The sequence below is a fragment of the Modestobacter sp. I12A-02662 genome (genome assembly GCF_041028325.1).
Classification (GTDB): domain Bacteria; phylum Actinomycetota; class Actinomycetes; order Mycobacteriales; family Geodermatophilaceae; genus Modestobacter.
In genome coordinates, this window is sequence record NZ_JABGDE010000049.1 from 1 (window position 1) to 533 (window position 533).

The 533-nt window shown below is 55.0% G+C and carries 1 rRNA gene; it reads right to left on the minus strand.

The features are described 5' to 3' along the window. Positions 1-533 (minus strand): 16S ribosomal RNA (locus tag HL189_RS22545); the annotation flags it as partial.

Sequence of the window (533 nt, forward strand, 5' to 3'; positions counted from 1 at the left end):
AGTCTCCTTTGAGTTCCCGGCCGGACCGCTGGCAACAAAGGATAAGGGTTGCGCTCGTTGCGGGACTTAACCCAACATTTCACAACACGAGCTGACGACAGCCATGCAGCACCTGTCTCAGAGTTCCCGAAGGCACCAAAGCATCTCTGCTAAGTTCTCTGGATGTCAAGAGTAGGTAAGGTTCTTCGCGTTGCATCGAATTAAACCACATGCTCCACCGCTTGTGCGGGCCCCCGTCAATTCATTTGAGTTTTAACCTTGCGGCCGTACTCCCCAGGCGGTCGACTTAACGCGTTAGCTCCGGAAGCCACGCCTCAAGGGCACAACCTCCAAGTCGACATCGTTTACGGCGTGGACTACCAGGGTATCTAATCCTGTTTGCTCCCCACGCTTTCGCACCTGAGCGTCAGTCTTTGTCCAGGGGGCCGCCTTCGCCACCGGTATTCCTCCAGATCTCTACGCATTTCACCGCTACACCTGGAATTCTACCCCCCTCTACAAGACTCTAGCCTGCCAGTTTCGAATGCAGTTCC